Origin of the sequence: Euhalothece natronophila Z-M001, assembly GCF_007904085.1 — a bacterium.
Classification (GTDB): Bacteria; Cyanobacteriota; Cyanobacteriia; order Cyanobacteriales; family Rubidibacteraceae; genus Halothece; species Halothece natronophila.
The window spans coordinates 488,025-514,864 of record NZ_CP042326.1; the positions used below are offsets into that span (position 1 = coordinate 488,025).

Genomic DNA, 26,840 nt, shown 5'->3' on the forward strand with positions numbered 1-26,840 from the left:
TTAGAGTGAAAACTGCAATAAAGCCTGTTTGATATTTAAAGCGATTCTCTGCACTACAGGAACGGTAACTGAGTTTCCTACTTGTTTATATCTATGACAATTGGCAAGTTTGGGAGGAAAACTAAAATTAGGGTTAAAACCTTGAAAAGCTAGACATTCTTCAGGAGTAATTTTTCTGATTTTATCGCCAACTTTAATTAAAGGGACGTTATGTCCACCAGTTCCCATATTCGCGGTGAGAGTGGGGCAAACGTTATTTTTATTTTCTCTAACGTAAACTCTTCGCCATTGATAAATAGTGTCCTCTCTAATCATTTCTTGCTTTAATTTTGAATAATATTTATGATTAGGCAAGTAGTAATAGGATTCATCAACGGGCTTTGTTGTTATAATATCCTTAATTGTCTTTACTAAGTCTATTTTCTTAGGAATTTCAAAATAAGCGGAATATGACTCTTTATCTAAAAAAAGATTATCATTGATATCTTCATTTAGATCAGCGACGACATGACCTTCATCTTTAAACCCTACAATATAAATTCGTTCTCTAGTTTGAGGGACATTACCATAATCTTTAGAATTAAGAACAAAGGGAATAAAAGAATAATTTAATTCCTGAGTTAAAATATTTTTAATGGTCTTAAAAGTTCTACCTTGATCATGAGAGACAAGGTTTTTAACGTTTTCTAAAAGATATGCTTTAGGTTTAATAGCATCTATGAATCTTGCGGTTTCAAAAAATAAATTGCCACGTCCCTTTTGATCATAAAAGCCTTGTCTATAACCAGCAATAGAAAATGCTTGACATGGAAACCCTGACGTAATAACATCAACATACCCTAGCTTTTCAGGATGTTTAATTTCTCGGATATCTTCTTCATAAAGGGAATGTGGGAAATTATAACGATAAGTTTCACAAGCCTTAGCATCAAATTCGTTTGCCCACTTAACTGTATAGCCTTCATTGCTAAAAGCCATACAAATGCCACCAATTCCTGCAAATAAACTACCGACGCTAAGTTGTGTCATTTCATTTATAGTCGTTCCAATTCAGTTCCGTAGTGCAGCCATCTTGGCTGCTACTAGGGAGCAAGATGCTCCCACTACTTTTAGGTTGCTGTTTTTTATTTGGAATCACTATAAGTTCTATTTTTTAACATAATAACTTAATTATAATTTTTTACTAAATTTTGAGTCACTTTCTGAGAAACTTAAAGACAGCTTCTTGAGTGGGTAAAGCTGATTGCGCTCCTGATTTAGTAACAGTTAAAGCACCGGCGGCAGAAGCAAAAGTTAACGCATTTTCTAGCTTCATTCCTTGGGATAAAGCAACTGCTAATGCCCCATTAAAAGCATCTCCGGCCGCTACCGTATCAATAACAGAGTCAACCTCAAAACTGGGAATAAAAAGCCTCTCCTCGCCACTGGCACAATAAACACCCTGGCTTCCTAAAGTAATGATGGGGGTTGGTACACCTTTTTCTTGAAAATATTGCGTAGCTTTTTGGGCAGATTGTTGATCAGTAATGGGAAATCCAGCTAATTTTTCAGCTTCTGAAGTATTGGGAGTAATGATATCAATTTGTTGATAAAGACTCAAAGGTAAAGTTTGAGCAGGTGCGGGATCAAGAATTACTTTTACCCCCATTGTTTGAGCTAGTTTGGATGCTGCTTCTACCACAAAAAGGGGAATTTCTAACTGCATTAATAAAAAATTTGCGCCTTCTAAATAAGGGCGTAGTCGTTGCACATCAGTTTTATCAAGATTTCCATTGGCTTCAGGGATTACAATGATATGATTTTCTCCCGCACGATCTACGGTAATCATTGCTACCCCAGTGTGTACTGACTCATCAATTAAAATTCCTGTGGTATCAACTTGATGATTTTGGAGAGATTGCACTAAGGTGCTACCAAAGCTATCATTGCCGATGCGTCCCACCATCTGACAAGGAAGCCCTAAACGAGAAACCGCGATCGCTTGATTAGCCCCCTTTCCCCCAAGATTCATGGCAAAACTATCCCCTGTAATTGTTTCTCCAGCATTGGGTAAATGGGGACTATTTGTGACTAAGTCTATGTTTAGGCTACCAAGTACAACAATATTAAGGTCACTCATTCTTTATGTTATTTATTGCAATTCAAGGCAATATTAGAAATGATGGTGTGATAATCAATCACGGTGACGAGGAATTTCATAGACCATAAAATCATGGGCTAAACAAGTATTGGGAAAAATGGCTTGGGCTTCTTCTAATAAGTTATTTAAGCGGATGGGATTACCGGGGGCATAACGAGGGCTGAAATGGGTCATAATTAGCTGTTTCACGGGTGCAGCCAACGCCACTTGAGCAGCCATAGTGGAAGTAGAATGTAAGCGTTCAAATGCCATTTCTGCATCTTGATGAGCAAAGGTTGCCTCATGAATTAAAACATCGGCATCTGCGGCTAAGTCCACCGCATTCTCTGTAAAGACAGTATCGGTGCAATAAACGAATTTACGACCGGGTTCATCAGGTTCACACAGGTCTTTTCCAGATACTTGACGACCATCTTCCAAGGTAACGGTTTCTCCTTTTTTCAAATCGCCATAAATGGGGCCAGGGGGAATCCCTAACGCCTTGGCTTTTTCCACATCAAAACGTCCGGGGCGATCTTTTTCGGTGACTGCGTAACCATAGGCGGGAATGCGATGTTTGAGGGGATTACAAGTGACAGTAAATTGGTCATTCTCAAAGACAACTCCTGGCTGCACGGGATGCACTTGAACCCGACTCGCAAAGTGGGTATGAGAATAGCGGACGCAAGCATTGAGATAGTCTTTTAACTCAGGGGGACCATAAATATCTACTTGTCCTTTTGCCCCTGCTAGTCCAGTGCTGGCAAGTAACCCCATTAAACCAAAAATATGATCGCCGTGCATGTGAGTGATAAAAATACGGCGAATCTGGGAGGATTTGAGGTCACTCCGTAAAAGCTGATGTTGTGTCCCTTCTCCACAGTCAAATAGCCAAATTTCTGATTTTTGGGGAAGACGGAGGGCGACACTAGAAACATTGCGCGATCGCGTTGGTACCCCTGAACTTGTTCCTAAAAATGTAATTTCCACTTTTCAATTACCCATCACCAATAACTACATTCCAATGCCAAGTTTCCCAGCTAAACCGGGACTTAAAGGAATTAAGGTTGCTAACATCAAAAATAACGCTAATAACCCTAATGCGGCTCTGGCATCATCAGGTTCAGTTAATTCATTGAGACTGGGACGTTCTAAGCTACGTTGTAAGAATAAAATTAAAATTCCCCAATATAAGGGAATGGGATTACTGGGATTAATAATGGCAACAATCCCTAAAACAATTAAAGTGGCAACGGTTGTTCTACGAGCCGTTTTTCGCCCATAAATTGCTTGCACAATACGACCGCCATCTAATTGTCCGGCTGGCATTAAATTTAACGCTGTAATCACTAATCCTAGCCAACCAATGACGGTTAAAGGATGAACATCTACGATTGATTCTTGCAGTTGCGATCCTAAGATGACTTTCGCTAATGATCCCACTAGAATTGACCCTTGAAAGAATTGGGTGGGAACTTGAAACAAACTGCCGGGTTGAGACAAAATTAACCCTGTTACTAGCATTAATAAGGAAACTAACCCGCCAATCGCCGGACCCGCAAAAGCTAATTCAAATAAGACGGTGCGAGAGGGTAATAAGGATTCGATGCGAGTAAATGCCCCAAAAGACCCAATCTGTAAACTAGGGAGGAAAAAGGGTAAACTGAGGCGAATTCCGTAGCGTTGGGCAATAATGCGATGTCCAATTTCATGAGCGCCGAGAATAATGGCTAACCCAATAACCAGAGGAAACGGCTCCTGAAAACGGTTAAGATTGTTAAATAAATCGAATCCTAATAATAAGCTAAAGGCTTCTAAACTACTGATAATTGTTGCCACCATTAAGGCAATGGCTAAGATATTTTGACCTGTGGTGCTGGTTTGGGGATCATTGGTACTGGGTAAGACAATCACCACTGGCTTATTTTCTGGACTTTCCACTAAAAAGAGCCGATATTTTTCTCCTAAGGCAGCTTCTAATTTACTAGAGAGTTGTTGATAAACTTTTTCTGGATCGCCCCGTAAATTTCCCTTAAAAATTGCCCCATCTTGATAGGGGATGGTTTCGGTACTGAAAAAGGTATCAATACCAAATAATCCTTGAATCGTTTTTAAGTCTTCTTCTGGAATTGGTGGCTTGTTCGTATTTTGAGCGGTTTCTGTTTCGGTCGTGTCTGTTGAGGACTCTTCCTGTTGGAGAGTTTCTTGTTGTTCTCGTAGCCGCTCACTGGCTTTTTGACGAAGCATGACATCTTGACCAGCTTTCCGTAAACGATTGCCAAGATAAATATAGATAATTGTGGAAGCTAAGAGTAATACTAAAACCCCCACCAGATTTAAATAGATTCCAGCGGCAAATAAGCTAAAAAATAGTAACCAAGGAGCCATTAACACCACTGATTGTAACCAAGAAAGAATCCCCACTTTACCGTAAGGGCGAGCGCGATTAAATCCCCAAACTAAAACCGCGATCGCGATTAAGAGAATTGCGGAAGTGGCGAGAGTTTCAGAATTATTAAACATAGATTACCAAATTACCAGTCACAGGTTAAAATAACCTTCTTCTTCCCACAATACTATCCTTATGGGGGAAATGGTTAGGGATCATAAAAATGAGAATTCCCCCTTCCAATTAAACTCAGAAGAGGGAGAAATTTTAAAGTTAAAAAATTAGCTGGCTTCCACTTGTTCAACTTCTGCAATCTCAGGGATAAATTCGCGCAGACGGCGTTCAATTCCCATTTTGAGGGTCATTGCTGAACTCGGGCAAGAGCCACAAGCGCCCTGTAATTGTAACTTAACAATGGGACCTTCAATTTCGACTAAATCAACGTTCCCACCATCAGCCATGAGATAGGGACGTAAGTCTTCCAGCACTTTTTCTACGTTTTCTTCGGTGAGGGCGAGTTTTGTATCAGCCATAATCTACCTTTTTTGATTAATCGTTCTAATTTCTTTATAGCTTATCGCAAATAATTTTCGCATGGGGAAAAACCGTTGGAACTAAAGTAGCTCGATATTGCTAAAGTTGAACTCAGTGGTGGTGGTGTTGCCATCTTTAGCAATTGCTTCCACTCTTTGACGGATCGGAATATAATAGCCACCAATATTAGCGTATTCTTCCTCAAATTCCCGTTTTTCCTTTAATTCATCGGTTTTTGGGTCACGGAAAATGGCATTATATTTAGTGGCAATATAGCCTTCTCCTGTATCAAGACTTTCGGCTGTATTAATGGTAAACGCGATCGGTCCCATCACACGGCTAACTTGAGAAATTTCTTTCCCCCGTACTTTATAGTTTGACCCCATGGAGTCGCCTTCTACCTTAATTTCCACTGCGCCAGTGGCATCTTCTTCCCCAAGAGAGAAACGATTTTTACCATGGGCTTGATCAAAGGATTTGCGTTTACGGTGGGTGACAATATCCCGCATTTGGTTATAAAGGCTCTCTTTAACCTGTTCATCGTCAATATCGCTGACTTCTACGGTTAAATCGCCATTAACTTTCACTTGCGCCTGATAAACTTCCTCCCCTTGGCGGAGTTCTAGCTGGGCTTGATAGCCGGGGAAATTTTCATTCCAAGTGTAACGATTTTCGTAGGCGGCGCGGAAAATTTCTTGCGCTTTACTGGTGCTAGTTGTAGTCATAAATTTTTCGCAATTAGAGTCTTTTCTCTCATGTTAAGAGATTTCTGGATTGTGCCACGATTCCCCCACAGTTTTTTGCAGGGGAGACGTTGTTAAGAAGACACCTTTAAAAGTTCCACATCAAAAATTAAGGTTGCATTGGGGGGAATGACACCGCCTGCACCGCGTTGACCATAACCAAGTTCTGGGGGAATAATTAGCTGACGACGACCCCCCACTTTCATGGTAGAAATGCCTTCCTCCCAACCTTTGATCACTTGACCTGAGCCAAGTTTAAAGGAAAAAGGTCGATCGCGATCGCGGGAACTATCAAATTTTTTCCCATCAGCAAGACTTCCTGTATAATGAACCACAACCGTATCACCTTTTTTGGGAACTTCCCCTTCACCTTCTTTCACATCCACATAACGCAACCCTGACTCAGTAGTTTTTACCTCCTCTTTTTCTGTAACATCCTCTAAACTAAGAGCGATTAAAGTTTCCTCAGTATTAGCAGTTTCTGTCACAGTTTCGGAAGACATGGGAGACGCGATCGCGCTCTCTTGCTTACCTTGATCCACTACCTGCGCCACAATCAACACCAATACACAAATAATTAGAACGCCAAAACTGACTAAAATTTCTCGCATTAAATTGCCTCCAACTGATATAGTTAACGCCAGGATCGATTTTCCAACTCTCTAATTTGACGTTCTATACGATCAATCCGACCTCGCAACTCATCCAACTCATTTTGACGGGGGACTCCCAAATCTTGTAGTGTATTACGCATTTGCCGTTCCATTTGTTCTTCAAAATTTCCTTGTTCAGCCTGAATTTGCTGCATTAAATCATCCACAAACTCTCGGGCTTGCTCAGGATTAATTTTACCCTCTCTAACCCATTCTTCACTCACTTCTCGTAATTTTTCTGCAACGAGAGAGGTTGTCCCTACTCCCATCATTAATAATTGCTTGATCCAGTTATTATTATCCATTGTCCTAACCTTACCTAATCTGCTTATTAATTTTAAGTTCCTAAATAACGGGTGGTAAAACTTTCTAGAGACTCCATTTTCATATTAAACGTCGTTTCCACCTGATTCACTTCCGCTTCCGTACAGAAAAATTCATTAGCTGACAAGGTTCGTAAGGTTCCTAACGACTTTTGCGTTTGCGGATCAAAAAATCCAATCCCCTCTCGTACCGTATCTAGCAAAAATAGAGGAACTGTAACTGTTAAAGGTTCACGATTAAAAACACGACCAAAAATTTCGGGAATTTCCTCTCGTTTCAAAATTTCTGGTCCCCCCACAGGAAAAGTTTTATTTTTTGCTTCCTCGGTAGTTGCTGCCTTAATCGCAATTTTAGCCACATCATCAGAACTAACAATAGAGGTGCGATTTTGCGGATCACCAATAATTAAATAAAATCCTGTATCGCGAAATCGTTCGGCTAAGGGTAATAAATTAGACGCTAACCCAGCAGGCTGTAGAATTGTATAATTTAGCCCACTACTCTGCAAATACTTTTCTACTTCTCGTTTCGCCTTAAAAGTGGGAGAATCTTCATAGCCTCGTTGCGCCCCTAAAACAGAAATAAACACAAAATGTTCCACCCCTTGGGCTTTCGCATGATCAATTAACTCAATATTGGCGCGATAATCGAGAGCTTGTGCTTTCCCACCAGAACCGTGAGCGCTGATAACATATCTCACTCCCTCACAGGCTTTGGCAATATCCTTTTCTAGAGTTAAATCGCCAATAAAAATTTCTGCGCCTCGCTGTTCTAAATCACGATAGTTAGAATCTAAGCGTACAAAAGCCCTCGTTGGCTGTTCATCTTCACGTAAAAAGCGAACAATCCGTTTTCCAATTTGTCCCGTTGCACCTGTCACTAAAAACATCAATATCAAACCCCTCTAAATTCTTAATTTTGATAGTAATGCCAATTGTAGATCTTCCCTTCGCGACCCTGTAATAAGCCGAAGCAAAGCGTGAGGATTGGGGAGGATCGTTTGTAGGAGTAGTTGATCAAAATGGCATAATCCCTTAGCTGCCTATTGCCTCCATGTTATTGTAAAAAGTATGGAGATTAATTAAAAGAGGAAACACCTTGCCTTATACTATTGTTACCAATACTTGTGAAGGGGTTGCCGATTGTGTCGAGGCTTGTCCTGTGGCTTGTATCCATGAAGGACCAGGGAAAAACGAAAAAGGAACCGATTGGTATTGGATTGACTTCGACACCTGCATTGATTGTGGAATTTGCTTGCAAGTTTGCCCAGTAGAGGGAGCAATCTTACCTGAAGAACGTCCTGATTTGCAAAATACCCCCGAGTAAAATCATATCGGTTTTCTCGACTACCCATTACGGGCAGAATCAGCCAAAATAAAAAATAAAACATCAGTTAAGTTACGAAAAAAAAGTTATGAGTAACACTTACAACTTTCGCAAGGCTATGCAAGAAACTCGTGGCAGTGCGATAATTGGTCCCAATGTCATTTCTAATGCACTGCCTTTTGTTGGAGGAGGGCTGGTTCTCACTGCTGTGGGAACTTATGGGGGGTTAGGAGTCATTAATAACGCTCCGAACCTCTTTATGCCCACTTTTATCGCTGCCCTCATTGGTAACTTAGTTCTCTTTTTTATTGCCAGAGGCGTTGCAGAAAACGGCAATAATAGCACTGCCCTCCCTTTACTAGCACTTTATAGCCTTTTATCAGGTTATACCCTCAGTGGGCTAATTTTTGTGGCTCTCAATAGTGCTGCTGGAGTTGGAGGCGTAGGAATCGCTGCCTTAGGATGTGGAGCAACATTTGTGGTGGCTCGTTCCGTTGGCTCTAATCTTTCTGATGAAGACGGAATAGCCCTTACCAAAACTGTACAACTAGGGGTTGTTGCCCTGCTAGTAGTTTTAGTGGGTCAACTTCTGTTTAGTGCCTTTGGTGTATTTACCCCCACTTGGCTAGAAATTGGTATTTCTGGCTTTGGAACCTTACTATTTGCTGGCGTTGCCGTTGTTGACTTTTATATTCTCCCTCGCACCTACGAGGACGAGAAATATCTCCCAGCAGCGCTTTCGATGTACTTGACTTACATTAACCTGTTTATCTTCATCTTACGTCTTGTTATTGCCCTTAGTGGCGGTCGTGAGTAGTTGCCAGCTACTGAATAATTAAACTCAATTTTGTTAAGAGTCAACAGTAGTTGGCTCTTAACTTTTGTTCTGAAGATTGTTAGATGCTGACGGGTTCTACCATGACAAAATCAGCACGAAGAAAAGATGAATAAAAATACACTTAAAACTTATCGCCAAAAATATGAGCAGGAATTACTAGAAAGTATTATTCCCTTTTGGACAAAATACTCTCCCGACTATCAATATGGAGGGTATTTTAATTGTTTAGACCAAGATGGCACAATTTATGACACTACTAAACATATTTGGTTACAGGGACGACAAGTTTGGGTTTTTAGTAAGTTTTACCGCGAGATTGAAGCTAATCCTCAATGGTTAGAAATAGCACGGTTAGGGGCTGATTTTTTACGAAACTATGCTATCCGAGATGATGGTCGGGTCTATTTTTCTGTCACTTCCCAAGGAAAGCCAATTTATTTACAGCGTAAAATTTTCTCAGAATGTTTTTATATTATGGCGTTGGCGGAGTTTTCTCGCGCTAGTGAACAACCTCACCTTTTAGAAGAAGCAAAGAGAGAGTTAGCAAAAGTTTGGGAATGGGCCTATGATTGGACAAAAGTAGGACGACCGAATTATTCGGGACAAATATCGGCTCAGAGTTTAGCTGTCCCTATGATTTTATTAAACTTAATTTCAGAAGTAGCTGGAGAAGAAACACAAGCCTATCAGCGAGAGATAAGCGAGTGTATTGAACGGTTACAATTACATGTTCATAGCGACACAAAAACCGTTTATGAACTAGTAACACCACAAGGAGATTTAATTGGTAGTAGTGAGGGACGCTTATTAAATCCAGGACACGCTATTGAAGCAGGGTGGTTTCTTCAACATTGGGCGCAACATTTTCAAGATCAAGCCTTATCAGAAACTGCCACGAATATGATTCGCTGGTCATTTGAAAGGGGTTGGGATTCCGAATATGGGGGAATCTATTATTTTCTAGATGCAGAAGGCTATAGTCCGACACCTCTCGAATGGTTTATGAAATTATGGTGGGTTCATTGCGAAGCCCTTTATGGTCATCTCTTAAACTTCTCTCTCACAGGGGAAAAGTCAGATTGGGACGCATTTGTCCAAGTTGATACTTATACGTTTCAACGGTTTCGCGACCCCCAGTTTGGAGAATGGTTTGGCTATCTTAACCGCAACGGAGAGGTAACTCACCGCTTTAAGGGCGGCCCCTATAAAGGATGTTTTCATGTTCCCCGTTCTTTGTGGTTGTGTTGGCGATTATTAGAAACTTTAGAAAATGCCCAAAACACTACAAGCAAATAATACCATCTGGGGTACACAGTTAATTTTAAAGGCGTAGTATAACAGTTTTCATGCTTGTTGAGGTATTTGTCCTTTTTTCATCAAATCAAGATAACGGTCAAAACATTCCAAAAGGTGGAGGCACCCCTATCTAATTTTTGTTGAGATAGCAAGTATAACGTTACTTTTCTTAATATCTATGACAACTCAGACTCTCTTCCAACAACTTAAACGCGCCTTCCTAGCAATGTTATTAATCGGTTTTGCTTGTTTACAAACCTTTACCAGTAATCCCGCCCAAGCAGAGGAAATGAAATCCTATATTGATCCTGAAGGGAGAGACTTAACGGCTTTTGTGGAATGTTTACCCAATGAGTATGGTAAGGGAGACTTACAAGTCGCCTTGTCAAAATTTGGCAATGACTTCTTAGAAAGAGTCTTCCGTCTTAAAGAAAATACTGAGGATTACAAAGTAAGTAAAGCAGAAAAAGAACTCCAACAATGCCTCAAAAGTAAGGGGATTCGACCTAAATCTTAACCTTGTTCCGTAGCAGTGGTTTTTTCTGGATCAAGTTGAAAAATTACCACTGCTAAGGGGGGTAAGCATAAATCAAGGGAATAGGGCTGTTCATGAAAACGCCATTGTTGAGTCCATTTTCCCCCTAAATTCCCCATATTACTTCCTCCGTACTCACGACTATCAGAGTTAAAAATTTCTCGATAAAATCCCGTTTCGGGAACCCCCACCCGATAATGGCTATGGGGTTGGGGAGTAAAATTACAAACAATTACTAAAAAGTCCGAGGCATCTTCAGCGCGACGGATAAAGGAAACTACACTATGGCGATGATCATTACAATCAATCCAACTAAATCCTTCTTCAGTAAAATCTTGTTCATATAACGCTTTTTCCCGACAATACAGCTGATTTAAGTCGCCAACATACTGTTTCAGACGGTGGTGAAATGGATATTCTAATAACTCCCAATCTAACGCTGTTTGTTCACTCCACTCTCGCCATTGCCCAAATTCCATAGAGGCAAATAGCGTTTTCTTCCCGGGATGGGTAAACATAAACGCAAATAATGCTCTCAGATTCGCAAACTTTTGCCACTCATCTCCCGGCATTTTTCCCAATAAATGTCTTTTTTCGTGAACTACTTCATCATGGGATAATGCCAACATATAATTTTCGCTGTGGTGATACCACATACTGAAGGTTAAATTATTCTGATGGAACTGACGAAACCAAGGATCCATGCTGAAATAATCCAACATATCGTGCATCCAGCCCATATTCCATTTCAGATTAAAGCCTAAGCCACCTGTATAAGTGGGCCAAGAAACCATCGGCCAAGCAGTGGATTCTTCAGCAATGGCAACAACGCCAGGGAAATAACTAAAGAGTAAGTAATTGGCTTGTCTTAGAAAGGCAACTGCATCTAAATTTTCTCGACCCCCATATTCATTTGGTAACCATTCCCCTTCTTCTCGTTGATAATCAAGATATAGCATGGAGGCAACAGCATCCACTCGAATGCCATCTACATGATATTTATCAAACCAAAACAAGGCATTAGCAACTAAAAAATTACGAACTTCATTACAGGCATAGTTAAACACATAGGTTCCCCATTCTTTATGTTCACCGCGACGGGGATCAGGATGTTCATAAAGCGGTGTCCCATCAAATAAGCTTAAACCGTGACTGTCTTTAGAAAAGTGTCCGGGAACCCAGTCTAAAATTACTCCAATGCCATTTTGATGACATTGATCAACAAAATACATAAAATCATGGGGGGTTCCATAGCGAGATGTACAGGCGTAATATCCTGTGACTTGATATCCCCAAGATCCATCAAAGGGATGTTCTGCGAGAGGGAGAATTTCAATATGAGTGTAACCCAGTTCTTTCACGTAGGGAATGAGTTTCTGAGCTAGTTCATAATAGGTTAAAAATCTCGCACTTGTATTCTCAGCGGACATTTTCACTGGGGAGAGAGTTCCGTTGAGACTTTCTGGGGGGTGGTTAACTGAACCTTGTAGCCAAGAACCGAGATGGACTTCATAAACAGAAATGGGGCTTTTTAGGGGATCATAATTGCGTCGCTGTTCTAACCATTCCTGATCCTGCCAAGTGTAGGTATTTAAATCAGTGATAATTGAGGCGGTATTCGGGCGTACTTCTTGCTGAAAGCCATAGGGATCAGATTTTTTATAAATTTCCCCATTTTGCCCTGCAATCACATATTGATAGGCTTCTCCGCTACCAATGTGAGGAATAAATATTTCCCAAATGCCATTTTGTCGTAACTCCATGGGATGTTTGTTTTCATCCCACTGGTTAAAGCTACCAATAACAGATATATTTTTGGCGTTAGGAGCCCAAGTTGCAAAATAAACCCCAGTTACTCCGTCTTGCGTTGTGGGGTGCGCCCCTAGTTTTTCGTAGATGCGATGGTGATTTCCTTCTGAAAATAAATCAATGTCGTAGTCAGTGAGATAAGGAGAGGTGTAAGGATCAAGGATAAGATGTTCTCTTGCTCCTTCTTTAACGCGCAGTTGATAGTTTATCGGTTGCTCAGTATCAAGAATGCACTCAAAAAAATGCGGATCATGGATAGAGTGCATTGGATATTCTTCTCTGGCTTCTGGTAAATACACCCAAGCCGCTTCTGCTTTAGGAAGATAAGCACGAATTACCCACTGTTGTTGGTCTCCTTTTTCTGTAATGGGATGCGCTCCGAGAATGGCTGTGGGGTTGGGGTGTTGGTTAGTAATGATTTGCTTGACTTGTTCTGGGGTTAAAGTTGGAGACATCAATCAGTTTTAATAGTTGTTGGTACTACTCATTAGAAGGGGTTGAAGATTCGTAACATTTGTCGCAATCGGAGCAGGAAAATTGTCTGTCTAACGTCTTCACTGAGTTGAGGGGCGTACCGCGATTGGGCTAATTCTTCTTGTAATTGAGCGTATTCGGCGGCGGTTAGGGGTTCGCCATCAATGCGCGATCGCGCTTCTAAAATCACTTCAGTTCGTAAGACGGCTTCTGGAGTATCTTCAGGGGGTGGAAGAGCAACACTGGGAGAAATACTCCCCATACTGCTAACACTTAACCCAACTATCCATCCCCATGCTTTTGCTTTGATCATGGCTCTACAATTAAGGCTATTGTATTAGTTTACCTTATATTGCCTGTGGCAAAACTACCTCTGCGGTGGTTCCTGCTTCGGCGCTGGAGTAAATGGCAAGTTCTCCTTGATGGGCTTCTACAATGCGCTTGGCAAGAGCAACCCCTAAGCCATTTCCTTCTGACTTGGTGGTAAAAAAGGGAGAGCCTAATTTGTGCAAAGTTTCTTCTGGAATGGGATCACCACCATTATGAATCGTTATCCGAATATGTTGAGGAAAATTAGCCACTTCAATTCCCCAAGTCACGGTTTCTCCTTCTGGGATTGCTTCTAAGGCATTGCGAACGAGGTTAATAAAGACTTGTTTGAGTTTATCGCGATCGCCGCGTATCGAAGCCTCAGCCACCGAAGACTGAATTGCAATGAATTTGCCTTTGGCTGCTGGTGACTCTTCAATACTACTTTTTAACTCGGAAATAAAAGTAACCAAATCAATATCAACTAATTCTAACTTTTGTTCACGGGCATATTGTAAAATTTCATTCAGTAACTTATTTAAGCGTTCCCCTTCTTCTAAAGCCAAATTGAGACGCATCTGATGGCGTTCTGATAATTCTAGACTTTGGCAAGACTCTAACCCCATTAATACGGTAGTCAGAGGGCTACGTACTTCATGGACAATCATCGCTGCCAATTCTCCCACCTCTGCTAATCGCGCCGTAGCTGCTTGGGCTTGTTTGCGTTCCGTAATATCTCTAGCTAGCGCAATTTCTCGCGGATAATCTTCACTGCCAAATCGTGAAATATTGACTTCTACCGGGAAAACTGTTCCATCTTTGCGACGATGCCAACTTTCAATGGTTATTGGCTGTTCAGAAGTTAAATTTTCCTTGAGATCCCATAATTGTTGAGGCGTTAATTCCGCATTAATATCTGTTACCGAGAGTTCCAATAATTCCTCCCGAGAATAGCCTAAAGTATTACAAGTGCATTGATTCACATCCTCAATTTTACCTTCTGGGTCGATCAGAAAGAACATCTCCGCTGCATTTTCCACAAATGTCCGAAAACGGGCTTCACTCCGTCTTAGCTTGTCCTCAGCTAACTTACGTTCAGTTACATCCCGTACTAGTGAAATAATGCAATTTTGCCCCTCAAAGAGAATTACTGAGGCAGAAATTTCCGAGGGGATATTATAGCCAGACTTGGTTAAACAGGTTAATTCATTTGTCCAACCATATCCTTGTTTAAGCACTTTATCCCCGAAAGCCCGCACTTGTTCCATTTCTTCAGGATGAATGCTGGAAACTTGCACCGAGTTAATCAATTCGTCTCGACTATAACCCAACATTTCCGCTGCCTTGGGATTGGCTTCTAAAACGCGATCGCGCTTCGGATCAATCACAAAAATAGCATCATTAGAATGCTCAAAAATTTTCCTCAAACGTTCTTCACTTATCCGTAAAGCCTTCTCTGCCTCTTGACGGTTTTGACTTTCTAATTGCAGTTGTTCCCGTATCGCTTGCAGTTGAGACATGGCATCGGTTTGGGAGGGGTCATGATCTGACATATTCAAATGATAACGTAAGTAATTTTAGGGGGTTTTTAACTGTGAGCAGGTTACGATAACTTATCGGCGGGATTCTTGCTAGGATCACAAAAAATTACGTGCGATCAATTCAATAATTATGGAAGAACAAGTCTCTTCTCCTCTCGGTTCAGTTGTCGGTGGTTCGCTTACCGAAGGATTAGAAATCAGACTCCATCCTGATGTCTCCGTAGAAGAAATGCGAGTGGGACGATTTTTAGTCGTAAAAGGAACGCGATCGCGCTTTTTTTGTCTTCTCACCGATGTTTCTCTCGGCACTTCCAGTAATCGTATTATCTCAGATCCTCCTTCCCCAGAAGATGATTTATTGCGAGACGTGTTAGCCGGAAGCAGTACCTACGGAACCATTGAACTCTCTCCCATGCTGATGTTTACCTATCCCGATGGGAAAAAACGGCTTCCCACCGAAGAAAACGGAAAAAGTCCTCTCGCCTCCTTTGAAGCCCAAACTAGCACCGAAATGGAGTTACTGCCTGTCAAAACGATTCCCAGTCACTTCAGCCAAGTCTATGAAGCCAGTGAAGCGGATTTTCGGGCGGTATTTGGTTGGGAAGATGATCCCACTCGTAAAAACTTTTCCGTTGGACAACCCTTAGATATGGATGTTCCCGTTTGTGTCAATTTAGAAACCTTTGTCGAACGCAGTAACGGGATTTTTGGGAAATCTGGCACAGGAAAATCATTTCTCACGCGCCTGTTACTTTCAGGAATCATCCGTCAACAAGCCGCAGTTAACCTCATTTTTGATATGCACTCCGAATATGGTTGGGAAGCCATGCAAGAGGGAAAAGGGGTTAATACCGTTAAAGGCTTGCGACAACTCTTTCCCGGACAAGTAGAAATCTACACCTTAGATCATGAATCAACCCAACGACGCGGCGTAAATGATGCCCAACCCCTCTTCTTAACCTATGATCAGATTACCATCGAAGATCTACGCTTAGTGGGACAAGAATTAGGCTTATCCGAAGCCGCCTTAGATAATGCCCAGATTTTATATTCCGAGTTTGGCAAAAACTGGATTACCCAACTCATCACCATGAGTAATGATGATATTCAGGAATTTTGCGAAGAAAGACAAGGGCATAAGGGTTCGATTAGCGCACTCCAACGAAAATTAATGCGCCTCGAAAAGCTAGACTATATTCGTCCCGCCTGTGCCCATAACTATATTGACCAAATTTTACAATCCCTAGATGCCGGCAAGCACGTAGTTGTAGAATTTGGTTCGCAATCCAATATGCTGTCTTATATGCTGGCGACGAATATGATCACCCGTCGGATTCACCAGTCTTATGTGAAAAAATCGGAGGAGTTTTTACAATCCAAAAACCCAACGCTACGCCCACAACAGCTAGTGATTACCATCGAAGAAGCCCACCGTTTTCTTGATTCCGCTACGGTTCAACAAACCATTTTTGGCACGATCGCGCGAGAAATGCGAAAATACTTTGTCACCCTATTAGTGGTGGATCAACGTCCCTCTGGAATTGACCCAGAAGTAATGTCACAAGTTGGAACTCGCGTCACCTGTTTACTCAATGACGAAAAAGATATTGATGCTATCTTTACAGGGGTTTCTGGTGGGGCAAATTTGCGGTCAGTTCTCGCGAAACTTGATTCTAAGCAACAGGCCCTAATTCTGGGTCATGCGGTTCCCATGCCCGTAGTCGTGCGAACAAGACCCTTTGATCATAACTTCTACACTGAAATTGCTGATCCAGACTGGCAAGAAATGTCCGACCAGGAATTATTTGACACCGCCGAGGCGGCAAGGAGTGATTTAGGATTTTAAGTGTCACCAAATTCTCCAGAAATGGGAGTGATGATGCACCCGATAGGACAACGAATTCCTTGTTATCTTGATGCGATGAGAAGATGCTCACGCTTTGCTCCGCCCCATTATACCGTCAGGTTAATGGGAGATGAATCGTCGCCCAAAAAAATAAAGTCCGACAGGACAACCTTAAATCTTTTGTGTTAGAATTAATTTAACCACAAAGTTCAGCATAAGATGTTTGTCTTAGAGTTTAAGGTCAAAGCCAAAAAAGCTCAAACTCAAGCCATTGACGAAGCAATTCGGACGACACAATTCATCCGAAATAAGTGCATTCGTTACTGGATGGACAATCAAGGCGTTAATAAATACGCTCTCAACAAACTCTGTAAACAATTGGCAGAGGAGTTTTCTTGGGCTAAAGAACTAAACTCTATGGCAAGACAGTCTGCTGCTGAACGAGCTTGGTCTTCAATTAGTCGGTTCTATGACAACTGTAAAAAAGGAATTAATGGAAAGAAAGGGTATCCTCAGTTCCAAAAAAACAACCGCAGTGTTGAATATAAAACATCTGGCTGGAAGCTCGACCTAAATACCCGAAAGCATATAACTTTCACTGACAAAAAAGGCATTGGTCGGGTGAAATTAGTTGGAACTAGAGACTTACACTTCTATCATCCTGATGAAATTAAACGAGTACGGTTACTTCGCAGGGCTGACGGTTACTATTGTCAATTCCTGATTAATACAGAGGTAAAAGAACAATTAGAACCCACCAAGAGAACCATAGGATTAGATGTTGGTTTAGAATCCTTCTATACTGACTCTGATGGTCATAAAGAACCTAATCCTCGTTTCTTTAGAGAGGGAGAACAGAAATTAAAACGGCTTCAACGCCGTCTTTCTAAGAAACAGAAAGGATCATCTAATCGCAGAAAAGCTAGACAGAAGTTAGGTAAAGCACATTTAAGAATAAGTAGGCAACGTAAAGAACACGCCTTGAGACTGGCGCGTTGCGTAGTGAAGTCTAACGACTTCATCGCCTATGAAAACTTAAAGGTGTCTAACATGGTTAAGAACCACTGTCTAGCTAAGTCAATCTCAGATGTTGGTTGGTATCAGTTCCGAGTGTGGTTAGAGTATTTTGCACAAAAGTTTGGGAAAGTAGCGGTGGCTGTTCCTCCTCACTACACTTCTCAAGAATGCTCTAATTGCGGTCGAATTGTGAAAAAGTCTCTATCAACTAGAACCCATGCTTGTCAGTGTGGGACTAAATTGGATAGAGATGAAAATGCCGCGATTAACATTCTGAGAGAAGGACTCCGTACAGTCGGGCGGACTGGAACGGCTGGCTTCGAGCCAGACTCAAAGCTTGTGGAGAGACCCGCTTCTACTTCAGTTGTTTCCGAACAATTGGGGCAAGCGGACTCGTCTGCTGGAAACCTAGTTTCTAGTAGTTAGAAGCAAGAATCTCCCACTATAATCTCTGATTTAGTGGGAGAGCGTCAATCGTGTACGTGCTTTTGGGCAAACAGGTGGGGGAGAGTTTACCCTTAAGCTCACTCGTTTACAACCGATAGAAGAAAACTGAGTTGGTATATGACAAAATTGCTGATTAGCAACGATGATGGCATTTTTGCGATGGGAGTTCGGACGCTTGCTAATACCCTTGCTACTGCCGGATATGATGTCACCGTAGTTTGTCCAGACCGTGAACGTTCGGCTACGGGTCATGGGTTAACCTTACATCAGCCAATACGGGCTAATATTGTCGATAGTTTATTTCATTCTTCGGTTACGGCTTGGTCTTGTTCAGGGACTCCCTCTGATTGTGTCAAATTTGCCTTAAGCGCAGTGTTAGATTCTCCTCCTGATTTTGTCCTTTCTGGAATTAATCATGGCTCAAATTTAGGGACTGATATTCTCTATTCAGGAACCGTCTCCGCCGCGATGGAGGGAACTATTGATGGCATTCCGAGCCTTGCCTTAAGTTTAGCTAGTTATACGGCAACTGAGTTTACTACTGCAGCGATAGTTGCCCGACAATTACTAGAAAAATTACCCCCAATTCCGCAAGGAACCCTCCTCAATGTGAATATTCCGCCAGTTAGCAAAGAAGAAATTGCAGGCACGATGCTGGTTCGACAAGGTTTAAGGCGTTATATTGAACAATTTGAAAAACGGCTTGATCCTCGAGGTAAAAGCTATTACTGGCTAGCGGGAGAAGTCATTGAGGAAATGCCTCAACCCGAAGCTAAAGAGTTACCTACAGATGTGATGACTGATATAGAAGCAATTAAACACAACTATGTCACTTTAACCCCGCTAGAGTTTGATCTTACCAATAGTCACAGTTTTCAAGCCTTAGCAAATGATGGAGTGAATTATTTGAATCTTTAAAATGTAACTTAATTTTACAGATTTGGGAAACAAGCCCCTAAGACTTGACATTTTTTTGGGCAAACTGTAACAATATATACAGAAATAAATTAAATCGTTCATCTTTCTAGCTGAATTTGAAACCTAGAAAGACGGAAGTAGGGGTTATTTCCCGAAGGAACGCGCCTCAACCCATCACAACAGATAAAGGAGGCGGAATCCATGAAACTTACATATCGTGGTACTCAGTACGAAAAAAATGCACCCGTTGTTGAAACGCAACCCAAAGAAGTAGTTGGACGCTATCGCGGTTTAGACTGGCGTTTTTACGGGGCGAAAAAACCCTTATATTTGCAACCACGAGCTAATTTAACTTATCGCGGAGTTACCTATCAGGTACATCCTACTGTTGCTAATACTCCCGATGTTTCTGTTAAGCCTAATGCCAAGTTAGAACCCGTTGAAACTAAAGCACAGAGCTTAATGCGAAATCAGGTGCTAAAATTCAAAAAACGTCAAAAAGCTATGCTCAGTCGCGCTACAGCAGAAGTAAAAAGTCACTAAACGATTAGATAACTAAGAGACGTTAGCAGGGGGGTTTCTCCCTGCTTTTTTTGATCCTGATCGCGAAACGTTTGCTCAGCCCTCATGCTAAATTTGATCCAATAACGGGTTAAAAAAGGCAAGTAATGCAATTTAAATTAAATATTTGGCGACAACCCCATCCCAAAGCCCAAGGAAAAATGGTTGAGTATGAACTGGATCAAATTTCTCCAGATACTTCCTTCTTAGAAATGCTTGACATCCTCAATGAACAATTAATTGCTTCGGGAGAAGAGCCTGTCGCCTTTGATCATGACTGTCGCGAAGGGATTTGTGGCAGTTGCTCAATGATGATTAATGGGGTTCCCCACGGGGCAAAAAAAACGACCACTTGCCAGTTATATATGCGTCACTTCCATCAAGGGGAGACAATTACGATTGAACCCTGGCGAGCCCAGCCTTTTCCTGTCATTAAAGATTTAGTGGTTGATCGCTCTGCTTTTGATGAAATTATCCAGTCTGGGGGGTTTATTACCGCTCGTACGGGAAGTGCCCCTGAAGCAAATACGACTCCTATCCCGAAAGAAGTTGCCGATCAAGCTATGGACGCAGCGGTTTGTATTGGTTGTGGGGCTTGTGTTGCTGCTTGTAAAAATGCTTCAGCAATGCTATTTGTGGGGTCGAAAGTTGCTCACCTGAATCGCCTACCTCAAGGGCAACCTGAAAAAGATCGGCGAGTTCTAAATATTGTAGAAACAATGGATCAGTTAGGATTTGGTAATTGTACTAATTATGGGGAATGTCAGGCAGCTTGCCCGCAAGGAATTACGCTTGATGTCATTTCTAAGCTCAATCGTGACTATGCTGTGGCGAAGGCTCGTCAATTTTTTAAGTCAAAGTGATGTTCTCGCGCCATTAGGATAGCTAGGAGAGGAAGGTCTAATCCAAATTGTAATCCCCTTTTTCTTCAGCGGCTTTTTGAGTCGGGGAAAATATTTTTAGTTGACCTTGTTTAGAAGCTGTGTCACCGCGTCTGCGTTCAGAGGTTCGTTCTTCGCTGGTTTCTTCGGCAATCACTTCATAAAGAATCGCCTGTTTATCTTTGGTGTTTCCTTTTCTTAAAATGCGTCCTAATCGTTGCACATATTCCCGAGTAGAACTGGTTCCCGATAAAATAATCGCAATTCTTGCATCTGGAACATCAACACCTTCATTCAAAACATGAGAGGCAACTAGGGTTTTATAGTCTCCTGTTTTAAATTTTTGCAGGATTAAATGGCGTTCTTTCACTGGGGTTTGATGGGTAATTGCAGGAATTAAAAAGTCTTGAGAAATCCGATAAACTGTCGCATTATCATTGGTAAAAATTAAAATTGGTTCTGGGGAATGTTTGGTAATTAATTCGGTTAAGACTCGCAGTTTACTTTCTGTTCCTAGTGCAATTTCTTTGGCCTGGCGATGGGCTAGCATGGCGCGTCTTCCCTGTTGGCTACGCGCACTTTCTTTGACAAATAATTGCCAGCCTTTTAAGTTAGATAAGGAAATTCGCTTCTGTTTTAAGAATTGATTGCGGGTTTTAATGGCTTCTTGGTAAGTTTCTTTCTCTTTTGGGGAGAGTTTGACTTTAATTTCAACGGTTTTATAACGAGCAAGGGCTTCACCTGATAAAGTTTGTGGGGTTTTTCGGAATACAATAGAGCCAATCAGGGCTTCTAGTTCCCGTTCATTACCATCAGAACGTTCGGGAGTTGCTGTCAGTCCTAAACGATAAGGCGCGATCGCGCTTTCAGCAATGACTCGATAGAAATCTGTTGGGAGATGGTGACATTCATCAAAAATAAGTAGCGCATATTGATTCCCTAAGGCTTCTGCGTGAATGGCGGCACTTTGGTAAGTGGCAACTAAAATACTACTGCGATCATGAGAGCCTCCCCCCAATAACCCCAACTCAATATCAGGAAATGCTGCTTCTAATTGGGCATACCACTGGTGCATTAAATCTAAGGTGGGAACAACAATTAACGTTGTTCGGGGCGTGGCTTCCATGGCTAACTGCGCTAAATAGGTTTTTCCCGCAGCAGTGGGTAGCACTACAACTCCTTGTCTTCCCGCTTCCTTCCATTGTTGTAAGGCTTCAGCTTGATGGGAGTAGGGAGTCATTTCAAAGCGAGGATTTAAATGAAGAGAGTAAAAGGCTTTTGCCTCATCTGTAAAGCAAATTTCCTCCTGTTGGAGGGCTTCGACTAAAGCACGATAATGAATGGCTGGGATGCGAAATTTCTCCACGCGATCATCCCAAGTGGCAAAATCAAGCCAAACTTTTCCCCTTGGCGGCGGATGTAATAGTAAAGTTCCTTGATGATACCACAGTTTAGGAGTTCGTCTTGACATGAGGGATTTATTGTCTTAAAACCAACAAAGAAAATGGCGTTAAAATAATCTCTTCTTCTCCTTGATAAATAATCTCTTCTGATAATAACCGTGGTTCATTCGTATCAATAATTATGTGCCAATTGCTGCTTTGTAACGGTAAAGGAAGTCTAAATTTAGTTTCCTCTTGATGGCAATTAAAAAATAAGAGAAAGTTATCATCACTAATTCGTTTTCCGTGGGAATCAGGTTCAGATAACTCTTTACCATTGAGAAAGACGGTAATGGCTTGGGTGAGTGGTTCATGTTCCCATTGTTCTTCGCTACAAGCACTGCCATCAGGATGATACCAGCAAATATCACTAACTTGGGAACCATGAATTGCCCGCTCTTGAAACCAATTCCGACGATGAAAGACGGGATGTTGTTGACGAAAGGCAATTAATTCTTGGGTAAAGGCAAGTAATTCTTTATTTTCTGGCGATAACTCCCAATTAAACCAAGTGAGTTCATTATCTTGGCAATAGGCATTATTATTTCCTTGTTGACTACGCCCTATTTCATCCCCGCCAAGTAACATGGGTACTCCCTGAGATAACATCAGGGTTACAAGGAAATTCCGTTGTTGGCGCGATCGCGCTTTTAAGATTTCTGGATCATCGGTTTCCCCTTCCGCCCCAAAATTCCAAGATCGATTATAATCCTCTCCATCATGGTTATTCTCTCCATTTGCCTCATTATGCTTTTCGTTGTAACTCACTAAATCCCGAAGCGTAAACCCATCATGGGCGGTAATAAAATTAATACTGGCATGAGGTAATTTACCATTCGCTTGATATAAATCAGGGCTACCAGTAAAGCGATGAGCAAACTCTTGTAAGGTATTGTTTTCACCACGCCAAAAGTCACGTACAGTGTCGCGATATTTGCCATTCCATTCTGACCAAAGGAGGGGGAAGTTCCCCACTTGATACCCCCCTTCTCCTACATCCCACGGTTCAGCAATTAATTTCACATTGGAGAGAACTGGGTCTTGATGGATAATATCAAAAAACGCTGCCAGACTATTCACTTCATACAACTCTCTGGCTAATGCAGAGGCTAAATCAAAGCGAAAGCCATCTACGTGCATTTCTTGCACCCAATAGCGCAAACTATCCATGATCAGTTTTAAGATTTGGGGATGCCTAACATTTAGAGAATTTCCACAGCCAGTAAAATCCATGTAATAGCGCGGATCATGATCCACTAAGCGGTAATAAGTCGCATTATCAATCCCGCGAAAAGAAATGGTTGGCCCCAAATGATTCCCTTCTCCCGTATGGTTATAAACAACATCTAGAATTACCTCAATTCCTGCTTGATGTAGGGCTTTGACCATCCCCTTAAATTCTTTAATTTGTTCGCCCCTGTTACCGCTAGCACTATAGCCAGAATAGGGGGCAAAATAGCCAATCGAATCATATCCCCAGTAATTGCGTAGCCCTTTATTCACTAAATGCCCCGGATAAGCTAAAAAGTGATGCACAGGTAGCAATTCTACTGCGGTGATGCCAAGAGACTGAAGATGATTAATAGCACTGGGTGAGGCTAACCCAGCGTAAGTGCCTTTGAGATGATCAGGAATTTGAGGATGTTGTTGGGTAAACCCTTTAACATGAACTTCATAGATGATGCTTTCCGATAAAGGGGTTTGTAACAGTTTGTCCCCTTCCCAGTCAAAAAAAGGATTAACGACAACACACTTGGGAATTAAATGACTATCATCGGTGTTAGAACAGGCTAAGTCTTGTTCCTCTGTTTCCCAGGGATAAGCAAAAGTTTCTTCTCCATAATGAATGTCCCCGGTAATGGCGGCAGCATAGGGATCAATTAGAATTTTTTTGCGGTTAAAGCGATGACCTTTTCGGGGGCTAAAGTCGCCATGAACGCGGTAATTATAACGTTGTCCGGGTTGTAATCCTGGGATATAGCCATGCCAAACATAGTTATGAACTTCTTTTAGGGGGAGACGAATTTCATGATCTTGTTCGGTAAAGAGGCAAAGTTCAATCTCAGTTGCATTTTCCGAGAAGATAGCAAAATTCACCCCTTCTCCATCCCATGTTGCGCCGAGGGGGTGAGGTTTTCCGGGCCAAACGTCTAAATTCACACTTTCATTTCCAATAGGTTCCTTAATCAATAGTTTACAAGTTTATTCTTTTGGTTTCTGTTTAAACTAGAGATATATCAATAAAAAGGCAAAAATGTTTACAACCACACCAGTAACTTCCCCCGAAATTATAGCTGGCTTTCAGGCGTTATCTGAGCCCTTGCGGTTACAGATTTTAGACTTATTAAAGGAACAAGAGTTGTGTGTTTGTGAGTTGCGCGATCGCGTTTCTGTTTCACAATCTAAATTATCCTTTCACTTGAAGATTTTACGGGAAGCTAATTTAGCGCGATCGCGTCAAGAAGGGCGTTGGGTTTATTACTCCCTAAACTTGCCCCAATTTTTACAATTAGAGCAATATCTTGCCCAACTACGAGAGAATGCAACCATGCAACCAGCCAATCAATGTTCACAAGACTATTCTTAACTTTGCTAGCCACTTCAGTGATTTAAAACTGGCAATCATTGAGATTAGTTTGGCTTAAATTCGTTTCTTCCAGATTTGCCCCTTGTAATTTCGCACCACTGAGATTAGCTAAAGCAAGGCTCGCGCGATGAAAATCTGCCTCCTTAAGGTTAGCATTACTCAAATAAGCCCCCGACAAGTCCGCACCGCTCAACTTAGCCCCCTGTAAATTGCTTTCTGAGAGATCCGCATCCGTGAGATCAGCCCCTCGTAAATTAACCCGAGACCAATGTGCTCGATTCAAGTCTAACCCTCTTAAAGTAGTTCCTCGCAGATTAGCACCAGCAAAATCTAACTGGGGATTAAGATTAGCAATTTGACATAATTCAAGAAAATTATTGCTAGAGGCATTTTTGATGGCTTCTAGCGTTGCGAGTAGCTCTTTAGGATCGGCTTGAATGGGCTCCACAGGAAATAAAACGCCTCCTTGAGTTTTTTCATTCATCTCAAAAGAAATTAACGGAGACTGACATTGAGATTCCAGTAAAAAAAGAACAATTTTGCGATTGAGAACTGCTTGTTTATTAGGTCGCAGATCATGTCGCCATAAACCATCAATTTCAGTAATTAGAATGTCAGATTCTCCCACTGTATAGGTTGCTTCCAGTGACCAATTAGGGGAATTTGTGGTAATTGTGCCTAAAGGAACTCCGTCGAGCGTTGTTTCTAAAATATCTGCTCCTGCACCTAAGGCAAATTTCCAGGTTGGATGGTCGGCACTTGGGAATTTAATCACCGGTAAGTAATTCTTAATTTCTTCGCTAAAGCTAGAGAAATAAGCCTCCTGCAAGTGAAATTGAAGTATTCCTCCAGTTAAGCCATATTTGACTTGACCTTCTCCAAGTGAAAATACTTGAGGACGAAATTGACCTTCAACAGCAAGCTGAATTTCTTGGGAATTAGAATTGTCAGAACTCGGCGTTGCAATTAGCGTAAGGTCTAGAAGCTCTGTTGACTGGGTTAACCGTAAGGGTTGTGTCATTTTTTCTTTTTTCTGCTGGTAGCCTCCCATTAGAGGAGTTAACACTTAGTTAAGTTTTATGGAAAAGGAAAACGCATCCTCGTGTATATTAACCCAAGTGAGCCTTCCTGAAAAAGCTGCTCAATTTTGACATTGCTGGCAAAAATGGGAAGAACGCCCGTTAATTTTTGTCGTTGAATCACCCCCTGGCAACAGCGACACTTTTCTCCCTCGCGACCATAAACCCACGCTTTCCCCATATAATTGCCATTGACCCCCAAAAGATTGAGAAAACTATTAAACGTGGTTCCCCCTTCCTCAATTCCTGTTTTCAAAACCGAAAGAATCCCTTGGTGTAAATTCTCAATTTCGGGCTCACTTAAACAGTTTGCTTTTCGCAAAGGGGAAATTTGGCTTAAAAATAATGCCTCATCAGCATAAATATTGCCCATTCCAGCGACAACTTTTTGGTCTAACAAAGCCGTTTTAATGGCACAACGACGACTATTTAATTGGGCTTGCAAATAACTCGGGGTAAACTGCTCTGAAAATGGCTCTACCCCTAACTTTTTTAAGCCTGTAATAATCGTTTGTGGTTCATACTCTGGGGGAACCCACCACACGCGACCAAACGTGCGTAAATCAATAAAGCGCAGTTCCTGTTGATTCGGAAAAAAGAAACGTAACCTTGTATGTTTGGCTAACGGTTCATCTTGCTGGAGCCATAATAACTGACCACTCATCCGCAAATGAACCCCAAACCAACCCCCCGATGAGAGTTTAGCTAATAAATATTTACCTCGCCGTTGCCATTGCTGTATGCTTGTACCCTTTAAGCCTTGCCAAAATTCTGTAATAGAAACAGGGTGAGCAATGCTACGTTCGAGTAACACTTCCCCACCCTGAAAAACTTGTCCTTGGGTCAATTGATTTAACCCACGACAAACCGTTTCCACCTCTGGTAGCTCTGGCACTAACCTGTCTTATTCGCTTTTGCTAGCGGCAGCTTTGCTGTCATCTTTACTGCCAGACTTAGCTTTTTTCTTGGGAGCCGCTTCCACAACTTCCACTTCTTCTAAGCCGAAGTTGTTGGTATTAACTCCAGAATAGTTAACTTTATCAAACCGAACAATAACAGGATAGATAATGCCACTTTTATCGACACTGGCAACCGTGCCAACGTCGCCGTACCAGTAGGACTCTTTACGGAGGATTCTAACTTTATCTTTGCGATTGACTTCTGCCATGATT

26 protein-coding genes, 1 pseudogene and 1 riboswitch are annotated in these 26,840 nt (G+C 41.7%); of the genes and pseudogenes, 10 read left to right on the forward strand and 17 right to left on the reverse strand.

Annotation, left to right across the window (positions count from 1 at the left end; all coding sequences use genetic code 11):
• From dcm to FRE64_RS02290, 9 genes are all read right to left on the reverse strand, one after another.
• Nucleotides 1-1,029 carry a DNA (cytosine-5-)-methyltransferase gene (gene dcm / locus FRE64_RS02250; RefSeq protein WP_146294473.1) on the reverse strand — a complete coding sequence of 343 codons (1,029 nt, stop codon included), beginning with the start codon at nucleotides 1,027-1,029 and terminating at the stop codon, nucleotides 1-3.
• Nucleotides 1,030-1,195: 166 nt separating this feature from the next.
• A complete protein-coding gene (gene rbsK, locus FRE64_RS02255) occupies nucleotides 1,196-2,119 on the reverse strand; it encodes a ribokinase (protein ID WP_146294474.1) in 924 nt (307 codons plus the stop codon).
• A gap of 54 nt (nucleotides 2,120-2,173) precedes the next feature.
• Entirely contained in the window at nucleotides 2,174-3,109 is a 936-nt protein-coding gene (locus FRE64_RS02260) for a ribonuclease Z (protein ID WP_146294475.1), read from the reverse strand.
• Between the two features lie 24 nt (nucleotides 3,110-3,133).
• On the reverse strand, nucleotides 3,134-4,642 hold the full coding sequence (locus FRE64_RS02265; protein WP_146294476.1) for a site-2 protease family protein: 1,509 nt from the start codon (nucleotides 4,640-4,642) through the stop codon (nucleotides 3,134-3,136).
• 147 nt (nucleotides 4,643-4,789) lie between these two features.
• Nucleotides 4,790-5,041 carry a NifU family protein gene (locus FRE64_RS02270; protein ID WP_146294477.1) on the reverse strand — a complete coding sequence of 84 codons (252 nt, stop codon included), beginning with the start codon at nucleotides 5,039-5,041 and terminating at the stop codon, nucleotides 4,790-4,792.
• Between the two features lie 81 nt (nucleotides 5,042-5,122).
• Complete coding sequence (locus FRE64_RS02275; RefSeq protein WP_146294478.1) at nucleotides 5,123-5,767, reverse strand: DUF3386 domain-containing protein; 645 nt, start codon at nucleotides 5,765-5,767, stop codon at nucleotides 5,123-5,125.
• A 92-nt stretch (nucleotides 5,768-5,859) separates the two neighbouring features.
• The gene (locus tag FRE64_RS02280; RefSeq protein ID WP_146294479.1) at nucleotides 5,860-6,396 is read right to left on the reverse strand and encodes an FKBP-type peptidyl-prolyl cis-trans isomerase; all 537 of its coding nucleotides are present in this window, start codon (nucleotides 6,394-6,396) and stop codon (nucleotides 5,860-5,862) included.
• A gap of 23 nt (nucleotides 6,397-6,419) precedes the next feature.
• A complete protein-coding gene (locus FRE64_RS02285) occupies nucleotides 6,420-6,743 on the reverse strand; it encodes a phasin family protein (RefSeq protein WP_146294480.1) in 324 nt (107 codons plus the stop codon).
• Nucleotides 6,744-6,775: 32 nt separating this feature from the next.
• Complete coding sequence (locus tag FRE64_RS02290) at nucleotides 6,776-7,651, reverse strand: SDR family oxidoreductase (protein WP_146294481.1); 876 nt, start codon at nucleotides 7,649-7,651, stop codon at nucleotides 6,776-6,778.
• A 209-nt stretch (nucleotides 7,652-7,860) separates the two neighbouring features.
• Between FRE64_RS02290 and FRE64_RS02295 the strand changes: the two genes are divergently transcribed.
• The 4 genes from FRE64_RS02295 to FRE64_RS02310 all read left to right on the forward strand — a co-directional run bounded on the left by FRE64_RS02295 (nucleotide 7,861) and on the right by FRE64_RS02310 (nucleotide 10,739).
• On the forward strand, nucleotides 7,861-8,088 hold the full coding sequence (locus FRE64_RS02295) for an indolepyruvate ferredoxin oxidoreductase subunit alpha (protein ID WP_146294482.1): 228 nt from the start codon (nucleotides 7,861-7,863) through the stop codon (nucleotides 8,086-8,088).
• A gap of 88 nt (nucleotides 8,089-8,176) precedes the next feature.
• The gene (locus FRE64_RS02300) at nucleotides 8,177-8,905 is read left to right on the forward strand and encodes a Bax inhibitor-1/YccA family protein (RefSeq protein WP_146294483.1); all 729 of its coding nucleotides are present in this window, start codon (nucleotides 8,177-8,179) and stop codon (nucleotides 8,903-8,905) included.
• Nucleotides 8,906-9,031: 126 nt separating this feature from the next.
• Nucleotides 9,032-10,222: an AGE family epimerase/isomerase gene (locus tag FRE64_RS02305; RefSeq protein WP_146294484.1), complete on the forward strand. Its 1,191-nt coding sequence runs from the start codon at nucleotides 9,032-9,034 to the stop codon at nucleotides 10,220-10,222.
• Nucleotides 10,223-10,400: 178 nt separating this feature from the next.
• A complete protein-coding gene (locus FRE64_RS02310; protein WP_146294485.1) occupies nucleotides 10,401-10,739 on the forward strand; it encodes a hypothetical protein in 339 nt (112 codons plus the stop codon).
• On the opposite strand, the gene glgB is transcribed toward FRE64_RS02310, so the two are convergent.
• The 3 genes from glgB to FRE64_RS02325 are packed head-to-tail and all read right to left on the reverse strand — an operon-like array spanning nucleotide 10,736 to nucleotide 14,902.
• Nucleotides 10,736-13,021 carry a 1,4-alpha-glucan branching protein GlgB gene (glgB, locus tag FRE64_RS02315; RefSeq protein WP_146294486.1) on the reverse strand — a complete coding sequence of 762 codons (2,286 nt, stop codon included), beginning with the start codon at nucleotides 13,019-13,021 and terminating at the stop codon, nucleotides 10,736-10,738. The genes FRE64_RS02310 and glgB overlap by 4 nt on opposite strands.
• Before the next feature lie 32 nt (nucleotides 13,022-13,053).
• Complete coding sequence (locus tag FRE64_RS02320) at nucleotides 13,054-13,353, reverse strand: hypothetical protein (RefSeq protein ID WP_222597849.1); 300 nt, start codon at nucleotides 13,351-13,353, stop codon at nucleotides 13,054-13,056.
• A 34-nt stretch (nucleotides 13,354-13,387) separates the two neighbouring features.
• The gene (locus tag FRE64_RS02325) at nucleotides 13,388-14,902 is read right to left on the reverse strand and encodes a PAS domain S-box protein (protein WP_146294487.1); all 1,515 of its coding nucleotides are present in this window, start codon (nucleotides 14,900-14,902) and stop codon (nucleotides 13,388-13,390) included.
• 118 nt (nucleotides 14,903-15,020) lie between these two features.
• Between FRE64_RS02325 and FRE64_RS02330 the strand changes: the two genes are divergently transcribed.
• The 5 genes from FRE64_RS02330 to FRE64_RS02355 all read left to right on the forward strand — a co-directional run bounded on the left by FRE64_RS02330 (nucleotide 15,021) and on the right by FRE64_RS02355 (nucleotide 20,542).
• Nucleotides 15,021-16,736, forward strand: a complete 1,716-nt coding sequence (locus tag FRE64_RS02330) for a helicase HerA domain-containing protein (protein WP_146294488.1) — start codon at nucleotides 15,021-15,023, stop codon at nucleotides 16,734-16,736.
• A gap of 219 nt (nucleotides 16,737-16,955) precedes the next feature.
• Nucleotides 16,956-18,179, forward strand: a complete 1,224-nt coding sequence (locus FRE64_RS02335; RefSeq protein WP_146294489.1) for an RNA-guided endonuclease InsQ/TnpB family protein — start codon at nucleotides 16,956-16,958, stop codon at nucleotides 18,177-18,179.
• Between the two features lie 138 nt (nucleotides 18,180-18,317).
• Nucleotides 18,318-19,118 (forward strand): 5'/3'-nucleotidase SurE, encoded by an 801-nt coding sequence (surE, locus tag FRE64_RS02345; RefSeq protein WP_146294490.1) that lies wholly within the window; start codon nucleotides 18,318-18,320, stop codon nucleotides 19,116-19,118.
• Between the two features lie 93 nt (nucleotides 19,119-19,211).
• Nucleotides 19,212-19,284: riboswitch (Glutamine riboswitch) on the forward strand.
• Between the two features lie 35 nt (nucleotides 19,285-19,319).
• Complete coding sequence (locus FRE64_RS02350) at nucleotides 19,320-19,661, forward strand: DUF4278 domain-containing protein (RefSeq protein WP_146294491.1); 342 nt, start codon at nucleotides 19,320-19,322, stop codon at nucleotides 19,659-19,661.
• A 125-nt stretch (nucleotides 19,662-19,786) separates the two neighbouring features.
• Entirely contained in the window at nucleotides 19,787-20,542 is a 756-nt protein-coding gene (locus FRE64_RS02355) for a succinate dehydrogenase/fumarate reductase iron-sulfur subunit (protein ID WP_146294492.1), read from the forward strand.
• 37 nt (nucleotides 20,543-20,579) lie between these two features.
• On the opposite strand, the gene FRE64_RS02360 is transcribed toward FRE64_RS02355, so the two are convergent.
• Together FRE64_RS02360 and glgX are read right to left on the reverse strand one after the other, a co-directional pair.
• Entirely contained in the window at nucleotides 20,580-22,031 is a 1,452-nt protein-coding gene (locus FRE64_RS02360) for a DEAD/DEAH box helicase (protein WP_146294493.1), read from the reverse strand.
• A 7-nt stretch (nucleotides 22,032-22,038) separates the two neighbouring features.
• Nucleotides 22,039-24,192, reverse strand: a complete 2,154-nt coding sequence (glgX, locus tag FRE64_RS02365; RefSeq protein ID WP_315862638.1) for a glycogen debranching protein GlgX — start codon at nucleotides 24,190-24,192, stop codon at nucleotides 22,039-22,041.
• Between the two features lie 64 nt (nucleotides 24,193-24,256).
• On the opposite strand from glgX, the gene FRE64_RS02370 reads away from it, so the two are divergent.
• Nucleotides 24,257-24,589, forward strand: a complete 333-nt coding sequence (locus FRE64_RS02370) for an ArsR/SmtB family transcription factor (RefSeq protein ID WP_146294495.1) — start codon at nucleotides 24,257-24,259, stop codon at nucleotides 24,587-24,589.
• A gap of 22 nt (nucleotides 24,590-24,611) precedes the next feature.
• On the opposite strand, the gene FRE64_RS02375 is transcribed toward FRE64_RS02370, so the two are convergent.
• From FRE64_RS02375 to FRE64_RS02385, 3 genes and pseudogenes are all read right to left on the reverse strand, one after another.
• Nucleotides 24,612-25,610, reverse strand: a complete 999-nt coding sequence (locus tag FRE64_RS02375) for a pentapeptide repeat-containing protein (RefSeq protein ID WP_146294496.1) — start codon at nucleotides 25,608-25,610, stop codon at nucleotides 24,612-24,614.
• A gap of 120 nt (nucleotides 25,611-25,730) precedes the next feature.
• A pseudogene (locus tag FRE64_RS02380) lies at nucleotides 25,731-26,563 on the reverse strand (DNA-formamidopyrimidine glycosylase).
• A 9-nt stretch (nucleotides 26,564-26,572) separates the two neighbouring features.
• Nucleotides 26,573-26,836 (reverse strand): photosystem I reaction center subunit IV, encoded by a 264-nt coding sequence (locus tag FRE64_RS02385; protein ID WP_146294497.1) that lies wholly within the window; start codon nucleotides 26,834-26,836, stop codon nucleotides 26,573-26,575.
• Nucleotides 26,837-26,840: the final 4 nt, after the last annotated feature.

Excerpts from the sequence above, each read along its gene's own strand:
- FRE64_RS02305 (WP_146294484.1), top strand. The coding sequence starts at position 9,032 with ATGAATAAAAATACACTTAAAACTTATCGCCAAAAATATGAGCAGGAA.
- FRE64_RS02360 (WP_146294493.1), bottom strand. The coding sequence starts at position 22,031 with ATGTCAAGACGAACTCCTAAACTGTGGTATCATCAAGGAACTTTACTA.
- surE (WP_146294490.1), top strand. The coding sequence starts at position 18,318 with ATGACAAAATTGCTGATTAGCAACGATGATGGCATTTTTGCGATGGGA.
- glgB (WP_146294486.1), bottom strand. The coding sequence starts at position 13,021 with ATGTCTCCAACTTTAACCCCAGAACAAGTCAAGCAAATCATTACTAAC.
- dcm (WP_146294473.1), bottom strand. The coding sequence starts at position 1,029 with ATGACACAACTTAGCGTCGGTAGTTTATTTGCAGGAATTGGTGGCATT.
- FRE64_RS02350 (WP_146294491.1), top strand. The coding sequence starts at position 19,320 with ATGAAACTTACATATCGTGGTACTCAGTACGAAAAAAATGCACCCGTT.
- FRE64_RS02270 (WP_146294477.1), bottom strand. The coding sequence starts at position 5,041 with ATGGCTGATACAAAACTCGCCCTCACCGAAGAAAACGTAGAAAAAGTG.
- rbsK (WP_146294474.1), bottom strand. The coding sequence starts at position 2,119 with ATGAGTGACCTTAATATTGTTGTACTTGGTAGCCTAAACATAGACTTA.
- FRE64_RS02370 (WP_146294495.1), top strand. The coding sequence starts at position 24,257 with ATGTTTACAACCACACCAGTAACTTCCCCCGAAATTATAGCTGGCTTT.
- FRE64_RS02310 (WP_146294485.1), top strand. The coding sequence starts at position 10,401 with ATGACAACTCAGACTCTCTTCCAACAACTTAAACGCGCCTTCCTAGCA.
- FRE64_RS02265 (WP_146294476.1), bottom strand. The coding sequence starts at position 4,642 with ATGTTTAATAATTCTGAAACTCTCGCCACTTCCGCAATTCTCTTAATC.
- FRE64_RS02280 (WP_146294479.1), bottom strand. The coding sequence starts at position 6,396 with ATGCGAGAAATTTTAGTCAGTTTTGGCGTTCTAATTATTTGTGTATTG.
- FRE64_RS02275 (WP_146294478.1), bottom strand. The coding sequence starts at position 5,767 with ATGACTACAACTAGCACCAGTAAAGCGCAAGAAATTTTCCGCGCCGCC.
- FRE64_RS02375 (WP_146294496.1), bottom strand. The coding sequence starts at position 25,610 with ATGACACAACCCTTACGGTTAACCCAGTCAACAGAGCTTCTAGACCTT.
- FRE64_RS02330 (WP_146294488.1), top strand. The coding sequence starts at position 15,021 with ATGGAAGAACAAGTCTCTTCTCCTCTCGGTTCAGTTGTCGGTGGTTCG.
- FRE64_RS02300 (WP_146294483.1), top strand. The coding sequence starts at position 8,177 with ATGAGTAACACTTACAACTTTCGCAAGGCTATGCAAGAAACTCGTGGC.
- FRE64_RS02285 (WP_146294480.1), bottom strand. The coding sequence starts at position 6,743 with ATGGATAATAATAACTGGATCAAGCAATTATTAATGATGGGAGTAGGG.
- FRE64_RS02355 (WP_146294492.1), top strand. The coding sequence starts at position 19,787 with ATGCAATTTAAATTAAATATTTGGCGACAACCCCATCCCAAAGCCCAA.
- FRE64_RS02325 (WP_146294487.1), bottom strand. The coding sequence starts at position 14,902 with ATGTCAGATCATGACCCCTCCCAAACCGATGCCATGTCTCAACTGCAA.
- FRE64_RS02385 (WP_146294497.1), bottom strand. The coding sequence starts at position 26,836 with ATGGCAGAAGTCAATCGCAAAGATAAAGTTAGAATCCTCCGTAAAGAG.
- FRE64_RS02320 (WP_222597849.1), bottom strand. The coding sequence starts at position 13,353 with ATGATCAAAGCAAAAGCATGGGGATGGATAGTTGGGTTAAGTGTTAGC.
- FRE64_RS02335 (WP_146294489.1), top strand. The coding sequence starts at position 16,956 with ATGTTTGTCTTAGAGTTTAAGGTCAAAGCCAAAAAAGCTCAAACTCAA.
- FRE64_RS02290 (WP_146294481.1), bottom strand. The coding sequence starts at position 7,651 with ATGTTTTTAGTGACAGGTGCAACGGGACAAATTGGAAAACGGATTGTT.